The 8516-nt window shown below is 67.8% G+C and carries 8 protein-coding genes; 4 read left to right on the top strand and 4 right to left on the bottom strand.

The window, feature by feature from the left end; all coding sequences use genetic code 11:
• Positions 1-6: 6 nt before the first annotated feature.
• On the bottom strand, positions 7-1713 hold the full coding sequence (locus tag Q7T84_RS09225) for a lysine--tRNA ligase (RefSeq protein WP_304808012.1): 1707 nt from the start codon (positions 1711-1713) through the stop codon (positions 7-9).
• A 119-nt stretch (positions 1714-1832) separates the two neighbouring features.
• Here Q7T84_RS09225 and phnD point away from each other — a divergent pair, with 119 nt between their 5' ends.
• Together phnD and Q7T84_RS09235 are read left to right on the top strand one after the other, a co-directional pair.
• Entirely contained in the window at positions 1833-2840 is a 1008-nt protein-coding gene (gene phnD / locus Q7T84_RS09230; RefSeq protein WP_304808018.1) for a phosphate/phosphite/phosphonate ABC transporter substrate-binding protein, read from the top strand.
• 220 nt (positions 2841-3060) lie between these two features.
• The gene (locus Q7T84_RS09235) at positions 3061-3438 is read left to right on the top strand and encodes a hypothetical protein (protein ID WP_304808020.1); all 378 of its coding nucleotides are present in this window, start codon (positions 3061-3063) and stop codon (positions 3436-3438) included.
• Here the strand turns inward: Q7T84_RS09235 and Q7T84_RS09240 are convergent.
• Complete coding sequence (locus Q7T84_RS09240) at positions 3435-3848, bottom strand: PaaI family thioesterase (RefSeq protein WP_304808022.1); 414 nt, start codon at positions 3846-3848, stop codon at positions 3435-3437. The two genes, Q7T84_RS09235 and Q7T84_RS09240, sit on opposite strands and share 4 nt — an antisense overlap.
• Positions 3845-4288 (bottom strand): PaaI family thioesterase, encoded by a 444-nt coding sequence (locus Q7T84_RS09245; protein ID WP_304808024.1) that lies wholly within the window; start codon positions 4286-4288, stop codon positions 3845-3847. Before Q7T84_RS09245 ends, Q7T84_RS09240 begins: the two co-directional genes overlap by 4 nt.
• A gap of 330 nt (positions 4289-4618) precedes the next feature.
• Between Q7T84_RS09245 and Q7T84_RS09250 the strand changes: the two genes are divergently transcribed.
• Positions 4619-5641, top strand: coding sequence for a ligase-associated DNA damage response exonuclease (locus tag Q7T84_RS09250; RefSeq protein ID WP_304808026.1), 1023 nt, complete (start codon positions 4619-4621; stop codon positions 5639-5641).
• A complete protein-coding gene (locus Q7T84_RS09255) occupies positions 5641-7260 on the top strand; it encodes a cisplatin damage response ATP-dependent DNA ligase (RefSeq protein ID WP_304808029.1) in 1620 nt (539 codons plus the stop codon). Before Q7T84_RS09250 ends, Q7T84_RS09255 begins: the two co-directional genes overlap by 1 nt.
• Here the strand turns inward: Q7T84_RS09255 and Q7T84_RS09260 are convergent.
• Positions 7217-8516: hypothetical protein (locus Q7T84_RS09260; protein WP_304808031.1), on the bottom strand; the 1300-nt coding region annotated here is incomplete at its 5' end. The genes Q7T84_RS09255 and Q7T84_RS09260 overlap by 44 nt on opposite strands.

Genomic DNA, 8516 nt, shown 5'->3' on the forward strand with positions numbered 1-8516 from the left:
CGGTTGTTACGCCGTCAGTTCGCCGGCCAGGGCGCGTTCGATTAGGCTGATCGTGCGTTCCAGGCCGAAGATGGCGGCGAAGGAGCCGAAGCGCGGGCCCTGGCTTTGGCCGAGCAGCACTTCGTAAAGCGCCTGGAACCAGCCGCGCAGCGGTTCGAATCCGGCGTCCTTGCCGACCTCGAAGACGTTGTTCTGGATGGTCTCGGCGTCAGCGTCGGCCGGCAGGGCCTTGAAGCGGGCCACCAGAGCGGTCATCGCCGCGCGCTCCTTGTCGTCTGGCGCGCGGAACTTCTTCGAGGGCTTCACGAAGTCCTCGTAGTAGTTGATCGCATAGCCGGTCAGGCGGTCCAGGGTCGGCTCGGTTTCGGGGGTCGCACCGGGGATGTAGCGGCTGATGAAGCCCCAGAGGATGTCCTTGGTCGAGGCGTCGGCCGCCGAGACCAAGTTCAGCAGCAGCGAGAACGACACCGGCGACCCGCGCTCCGGCGGCGCGCCGCGATGGACGTGCCAGGCCGGGTTGTCGATGGCCGGGCCGTTGGCGCCTTCAGCCCGCGCACGGTTGTAGGCGTCGAGTTGTTGGAGGTACTCGTCCGTGGCCTTCGGAATGACGTCGAAATAGAGCCGCTTGGCCGATTTCGGCGACTGGTACATGTAGTAGGCGAGACTCTCGGGCGCGCCGTAGCGCAGCCACTCCTCCATGGTCAGGCCGTTGCCCTTGGACTTGGAGATCTTCTGGTTGTTCTCGTCCATAAACAGTTCGAAGTGGAAGGCTTCGGGCGGGGTCCCGCCCAGCACCTTGGCCAGCTTGTTCGACACCCGGACGCTATCGACCAGGTCCTTGCCGGAAGCTTCGAAGTCGACCTCCAGCGCGGTCCAGCGGGCCGCCCAGTCGGGACGCCATTGCAGCTTCACATGGCCGCCGGTCACCGGGACCTCGGTCAGGGTTCCGTCTTCGTCGGTGAAGACGATGGTGCCCTTCTCGACATTGCGCTCCAGGGTCGGGACCTGAAGCACGCGGCCGGTCTTGGGGCTGATCGGCAGGAACGGTGAATAGGTGGCGCGGCGCTCGTCGCCGAGCGTCGGCAGCATCACCGCCTGCATGGCGTCGAAGCGGGTCAGGACGCGCAGCAGCACCTCGTCGAACCGGCCCGAGGTGTAGCACTCGGTCGACGACATGAAGTCGTAGTCGAAACCGAAGCCGTCGAGGAAGGCGCGCAGCCGCGCATTGTTGTGGTGAGCGAAGCTTTCGTACTCGCCGAAGGGATCGCGGACCTTGCTGACCGGCTTGTCGCGGTCTTCTTCCAGCATCTCGCGGTTGGGGACGTTGTCCGGGATCTTCCGCAGGCCGTCCATGTCGTCGGAGAAGACGATGAGCTTGGTCGGGATGGCGTCCTCGGTCAGGGCGCGGAAGGCGTTGCGCACCATGGTCGGGCGCGCGGCCTCGCCAAAGGTGCCCATGTGCGGCAGGCCCGAGGCGCCGAACCCGCATTGGAACACCACGGCCTTGTTCAAAGCCGGGAGGGTGGCGACCGCCTCGGCGAACTTGCCCTGGGCGAACAAGGTCGCGGCCAGGTCACGCTCGGCGTCCGAGAGGCGAAGTTTGAGCACGCGGTCCAGCAGCAGACGGGCCTGTTCGAAGGGCCAGCTTTTAGCTTCACGGGCCTGATGAGAGAGGCCTCGCAGGGACGGGTTCTGGAGCGTGTTCTGAGACATGCTGCGGCCGTACCGCCCTAAGCCCCTCGCCTCAAGCAGACTTTTGCGCTCATCTTCGTCGTCGGGCTGTCACGGAACCGGAGGAAAACCCGGTCCGAACCGCTCTGGGGGATATTCTGATGATCACGCGACGCCTTGGCCTGGCCGCCGCCCTGTCTTCGATCTTGGCGCTGTGCGCCTGCGGCAAGGCGAGCGCGCCGCCCCCGGCCGAACCCGCCGCCGTCAATTTCTCGATCATGTCGACCGAGGGCCGCCAGACCCAGATGGACGACTGGGGTCCGTTCCTGGCCGATATGGAAAAGGCCCTGGGCATCCCGGTGAAGCCGTTCTTCGGCACCAACTACACGGCTCTGATCGAGGCGATGCGATTCAAGCAGACCGATGTCGGCTGGTTCACCAACCAGTCAGGGCTGGAGGCGGTGCGCCGCGCGGGTGGCGAGGTCTTCGCGCGGACCGTGAAGCCCAACGGGCCGGACGGCTACAACGCCGTGGTGATCGTCAAGAAGGGTTCGGGGATCACGCTCGACAAGCTGCTGAAGTGCGACAAGAGCCTGACCTTCGGCATGGGGGACGCCAAGTCGACCTCCGGCACCCTGGCCCCTATGACCTATCTGTTCGCCCCGCGCGGCGTCGATCCCAACGACTGTTTCCGCACGGTGCGCTCGACCAATCACGAGGCGAACCTGTTCGCGGTGGGCCAGGGGCTGCTGGACGCGGCGACCAACAACACCGCATCGATGGAGCGGATGGCCATGCTGGGCACCGATCTATCGAAGAGGACCTTGGATAATATCGAGGTCATCTGGACCTCGCCTTTGATCCCCGAGGATCCGATGGTCCGCCGCAAGGATCTCGATCCGGCCCTGAAGGCCAAGATCGACGCCTTCATCTTCAGCTACGGAACCGGCGAAGGCCCGGAGGCCGAGCGCCAGCGCAAGGTGCTCGAGCGCATCCAGACCAAGCCGTTCAAGCGCGCCGACGACACCCACCTGTTGCCGGTGCGCGAGATGGAAGCCTCCGGCCAGCTCATGCAGGCCAAGGCCAAGGGCGACGCTCCGGGCGTGAAGGCCGCTGAGGCCGAGCTGGCCAAGATCGCGGCGGAGCGAAAGGCGCTGCCTGCAACTTAGCAGGCGCCCGGTCTCTCGTTTTTCCTCCCCCCATGTTGATGGGGAGGGGGACCGCGAAGCGCTGGAGGGGGCGGCCTCAAGCTCACAGCCCGGTCTCGCCCCCTCCACCACGCGTACCGCGCGGTCCCCCTCCCCCGCTGCGCAGGGGAGGAAAGGCGACCTGACGGAACCCAAGCCGCCGTCCGGCGTCATTGCACCTTAGCTTTGCGAGGAGGCGTCGATGGATCTGCTGGTGGTCAAACGGGTTCTGGGCCTGTGCTCGGTCGGGATCGGCCTGTTCGCGGTCGCGGCCCCGAACCGGGTGGCGCGGTTTCTCGGCATCGAGGACGAGCAGGCGATGAGCGCGTTCGGGGCTCGTGAACTCGCCGCGGGCGCGGGACTGCTGTCGCCGGTCAGGCCCTCGCCCTGGTTCTGGCTACGGGCCGGAGGCGACGTCATGGACGTGGCGATGCTCAGCCGCGCGGTGGGCCGTGACAATCCTCGGCGGGCCGTGGCTCTGACGGCGCTGGGTGCGGTGGCGGCCATTTCGGTGGTCGACTTCGCCATCGCGGTCCACACCGCGCGCCACAAGGCCGCTGACCGGCGTGCGGCCGCCTAGGCGCCGCTCAGCAGGAAGTGGCCGCGCAGGAAGGCGACGGGTTTGCTGCGCGCCTCCTGCCAGGCTTCCACATGGACGTTGGCGATCTGGCGGCCGACCTTGCGCACGTCGGCGCGGGCGTAGGTGATCTGGGCCTTTCCGGGGCGGAGGTATTCGATGGCGATATCGATCGTCTTGGGAACGCGGCTCGCGGGCGAGATCACCGAGAGCTGGGCCAGGGCGGTCATCTCCATGAACGCGCCCAGGACGCCGCCATGCAGGGCCGGCATCATGGTGTTGCCCACCAGGTGCGGCGCGAATGGCAAGGTGGCGGTCATCTCGTCACCGGCCAATTCGGCCCTCATGCCGAGGAAGCGGACATATGGCACGCGGCCAAGGAAGATCTCGAGGCGTTCGGCGGCTTCGCTCATGCGACGGGACCCCGCTTGAGGACGAAGGCGGCCTGGGCCGTGGCGATGGGATCGGCTGGATCGGCGTCGTAGGCGTGGGCGCGCACGAAGGCGATGGTCCGGGTCAGCTTGTAGCAGTGCGCCTCGGCGATGATGTCCGCGCGGGGCGTGGCGGCGCGCATGTAGTCAATGCGCAGGTCCAGTGTCGCGGTGGAGAACGGGGTCGTACCGTCGCGGGCCGTGGAGATGATCGCCAGGCCGCAGGCGTGATCGAGGAGGGCTGTGATCGCCCCGCCGGCGATGACCCCGGTGTCGGGATCGCCGACCAGGTCTTCGCGCCAAGGTGTCAGGATGGAGCCTCTGGAAGGCTCGATGGAGAGCAGTTTGAAGCCGAGGGCGGAGGCCTGCGGAACGGTTTCCACCATGTTCCGCGCAATCTCGCGAAGGGCCTCTGGGGACATTGTCATGTCCGCTGTTTGAGGCGCCTCCGCCTATCGGTCAACGTGACGGCGGGTCAACGGACGCCGCCCTTAGATCTGGCCGAAAGCCTGGGTGTAGACGGCGAGCATCACGGCCAACAGCGGCGTGGCGGCGAGAACGAGATTGGCGATGCCATTGAAAGCGAAATTATTGGACATGGGAAGCTCCTTTGGTTTGGCTGGGGGCGATGACCGCGTCCCGATGTCGCAGGTATAAGGAACGTCACTCCCGAATACTCGTTACGTCTTGGTCATGACGCCGATTTCACAATATGAATACTCTGTAACCTTCCATGGGCCGCGAGCGACCCCATGTTGGAAGCCATGATCCGCCCCGAAAGCCTGCTTTGTCCGAAGCCCCAGGGCCTCTACTGCGCGCCGGGCGACTTCTTCATCGACCCGGTGTCACCTGTGACGCGGGCGGTGATCACGCACGGGCACGCCGACCACGCCCGCGCCGGCCATGGGAGCGTGATCGCGACACCCGAAACCCTCGCCATCATGGCCGAGCGCTACGGCCAGGACTTCGCCGGGAGCACCCAGGCCCTGGCCTATGGCGAGCGCATTGTTCGCGATGGCGTCGAGGTGAGCTTGGTCCCCGCCGGCCACGTGCTGGGGTCAGCCCAAGCGGTGGTGCGCTGGAAGGGTCTGACCATGGTGGTGTCGGGTGACTACAAGCGCCGCCGTGACCCGACCTGCCCGCCCTTCGAGCCCGTGCCCTGCGACGTCTTTATCTCCGAGGCGACCTTCGGCCTGCCGGTCTTCCGCCACCCCGACGACGGCCACGAGATCGCCCGGTTGCTGCGCTCGGTGGCGCAGTTCCCGGACCGCTCGCACCTCGTCGGGGCCTATGCGCTCGGCAAGGCGCAACGGGTGATCCGGCTGCTGCGCGAGGCGGGCTGGGAGCGGCCGATCTACGTCCACGGTGCGCTGGAGCGGCTGAACCGGCTCTATGAGGCGCACGGGATCGACCTCGGGCCGCTGGAGCCCGCCACCTCCGGGACCAAGCAGGACTTCGCCGGGGCCATCATCATCGCTCCACCCTCGGCCCTGGCCGATCGCTGGTCGCGACGGTTTCCCGATCCGGTCGCCGCCTTCGCTTCGGGGTGGATGCAGATCCGCGCCCGGGCCCGCCAGCGAGGGGTGGAGTTGCCGCTGGTCATCTCCGACCATGCCGACTGGGACGAGCTGACCGCCACGGTCGACGAGATCCGTCCCGGCGAGCTTTGGATCACCCACGGCCGCGAAGAGGCCTTGGCACGCTGGGCCGAGCTACACGGGATCAAGGCCCGGGCCCTGGCCCTGGTCGGCTACGACGACGAGGCGGAGGACTGATGCGCGCCTTCGCCGAGCTGCTGGATAGACTGTCGCTGACCGGTTCGCGAAACGCCAAGCTGACCTTGGTGCGCGACTACCTGGCCGGGGCGCCGGACCCCGACCGGGGCTGGGCGCTCGCGGCCCTGACCGGGGACCTGTCGTTCAATGCGGCCAAGCCGGCTTTTATCCGCAAGGCGGTGGAAGAGCGGATGGACCCGACCCTGTTCCGCTGGTCCTACGACTACGTCGGCGACCTGGCTGAGACCGTCGCCCTCGTCTGGCCTTCACGGCCGGGCGCCAATCGCGAGCCGGAGTTGTCAGAGGTGGTGAGCGCCCTGCGCGGGGCCTCGCGCTCGGAGATCCAGCGCCTGATCGAGGGGTGGCTGGACGCGATGGAGACCACCGGCCGCTGGGCGCTCTTGAAGCTGATGACCGGCGGCCTGCGGGTCGGCGTCTCCTCGCGGCTGGCCAAGCAGGCCGCCGCTGACCTCGGCGGGGTCGAGATCGCCGAGGTCGAGGAGGTCTGGCACGCCCTGCACCCGCCCTATGAGGACCTGTTCGCCTGGTTGGAGGGCCGCTCGGATCGACCCTCCGCCAATTCGCCAGGCCGCTTCCGCCCGGTGATGCTGGCCCAGGCGATCGACGAGGCGGTCGATTTCGCCAAGCTCGACCCGGCCGACTACGCCGCCGAATGGAAGTGGGACGGCATCCGGGTCCAGGCGGTGAACGAGGCCGGGGTGCGCCGGCTCTACACCCGCAACGGCGACGACATTTCGCGGACCTTTCCCGATGTCCTGGAAGCGCTGGAGTTTGACGGGGCGATCGACGGCGAGCTGCTAGTGATGCGCGACGGGGTGCTGGCCAGTTTCGCCGACCTGCAGCAACGGCTGAATCGCAAGAGCGTCGACGCCAAGCTGCTGATGAACTTCCCGGCCGCGATCCGCGCCTATGACCTGTTGTCCGAGGCCGGCGAGGACACCCGAGTGCTGCCCTTCGCCGCCCGCCGACAACGACTGGAGGTCTTCGTGGGCAGACTGAAGACCCGCCGGATCGACCTCTCGCCGATGCAGTCTTTCGAGACCTGGACGGACCTAGCCGATCTGCGCCACGCGCCGCCGCCGGGCGACCCGCAGGTGGCCGAGGGCCTGATGCTCAAGCGCTGGGACTCGATCTATGAAGCCGGGCGACCCAAGGGCCCCTGGTTCAAGTGGAAGCGCGATCCGTTCCTGATCGACGCGGTGCTGATGTACGCCCAGCGCGGCCACGGCAAACGCTCGAGCTTTTATTCCGACTACACCTTTGGGGTCTGGACGCAGGCCGAGGATGGGGTTCGCGCCCTGACGCCGGTCGGCAAGGCCTATTTCGGTTTCACCGACGAAGAACTGAAGCAGATCGACAAGTTCGTGCGCGACAACACCGTCGATCGCTACGGGCCGGTGCGCGCGGTGCGCGCCGACATCCACCACGGCCTAGTGTTCGAGGTCGCGTTCGAAGGCCTGCAACGCTCCACCCGGCACAAATCCGGCGTCGCCATGCGCTTCCCCCGGATTAGCCGCATCCGCTGGGACAAGCCGGCGGGCGAGGCCGACGAACTTACGTCGCTGGAACGGATGTTGGAACAGATGGAGGAGCGTTGAGCCCGAGGCGGCCCGCAGCCAGCGTCCAAACCACCGCGGCCTGGATCAATCCCGACACCAGGCTGATCAGCGGCGCATGGGCGAGCGGGGCGAAGATGGCGCCGCCGGTCTCCTGGCCAACCGTCCACCCGATGACGCCGCCGACGCCATAGAGCAGGCCCAGGGCTACGACCGCCGAGAAGTCGCCGCGCTGCGGGCGCTCGCCCATCCGGCACAGGGCGATGACCCCGAGGTCCCGCAACAGGAAGGCGATCAGCGCGCCGGCTTGGCCAAGTTCGGGAGCCATCAGCGACCCAGACGAGGTGGCGAAGGCCGCGAGCACCAGCAGGGTGGCGATCAGCAGCGGCGCCAGGGGCGCGGGCGTGAGCGGGGCGGCGCGGGCAAGGTCGCCCTTGGCGGTGAACTGCACGAACTGCCGGATCCGTACCCGGTCGGCGGGCTCGGCGAAGGCGGCCGCGTAGGCGCTGAGCGCCACGACCAGGGAGCCGACCGCCAGGCCGGCGGCCAGCCCTTGGGTCCGCAGCATGAAACCGCCGGCGAAGATCGCCAGGAAGATCAGGAAGGCGGGCCAGACCACCGGGGCGTTCTGCATCTGCAGCTCCAGCCGCATCAGCCGCCAGGCGCCGACCACCGCCCAGGCGGCGAACAGCGACAGGGCCACGGCGCGGAAGCCGGCGGCCGGCCACAGCCGTCCACCCCAGTCGACAAAGCCGTTGGCGCTGAACAGCGCGCCAAAGCCCTCGGTGCCCATGCCGCGTTGGAAGCCAGCCGATCCGGCGACCCAGGACAGCAGGATCGCGCCGATGATCAGGCCGCCCAGCACGCCGCTGGCGCGGGCGGTGCGCCCTTCGGCGCGGGCCTTGCGAACCCCGATGAGAGCCGCGCCGAGCGAAATGGCCTGCAGCAGAACCGCCAGGGCCAGCATGAAGATGGCGGTGGTGGCCAGTCCTTCCACACGACTGGCCATCCCGGCGACGATCATCATCAGCAGACCGGTCAGGGCGCATATCCAGGCCAGGCTCGATCCACCGAACAGCTTGCCCCAGGTCATGGCCCAGGGCTTTAGGGCCGAGAGGCGCTGGAAGTCCCAGGTGCGGTCGGCGATCTCGGTCAGGATCGAATTGCCGCTGGCGCGCGCGCCCCACCGCATCGCGCAAGCCACGAACACCACCGCTCCGACCCCGCCCAGCGCCGGCAGGGCGCCATAGGGATTGTTGCGGGTCAGGGCCACGGCCGCGCCGTAGATCAGCAGCAGC

Origin of the sequence: Phenylobacterium sp. (genome assembly GCF_030654915.1) — a bacterium.
GTDB lineage: Bacteria > Pseudomonadota > Alphaproteobacteria > Caulobacterales > Caulobacteraceae > Phenylobacterium.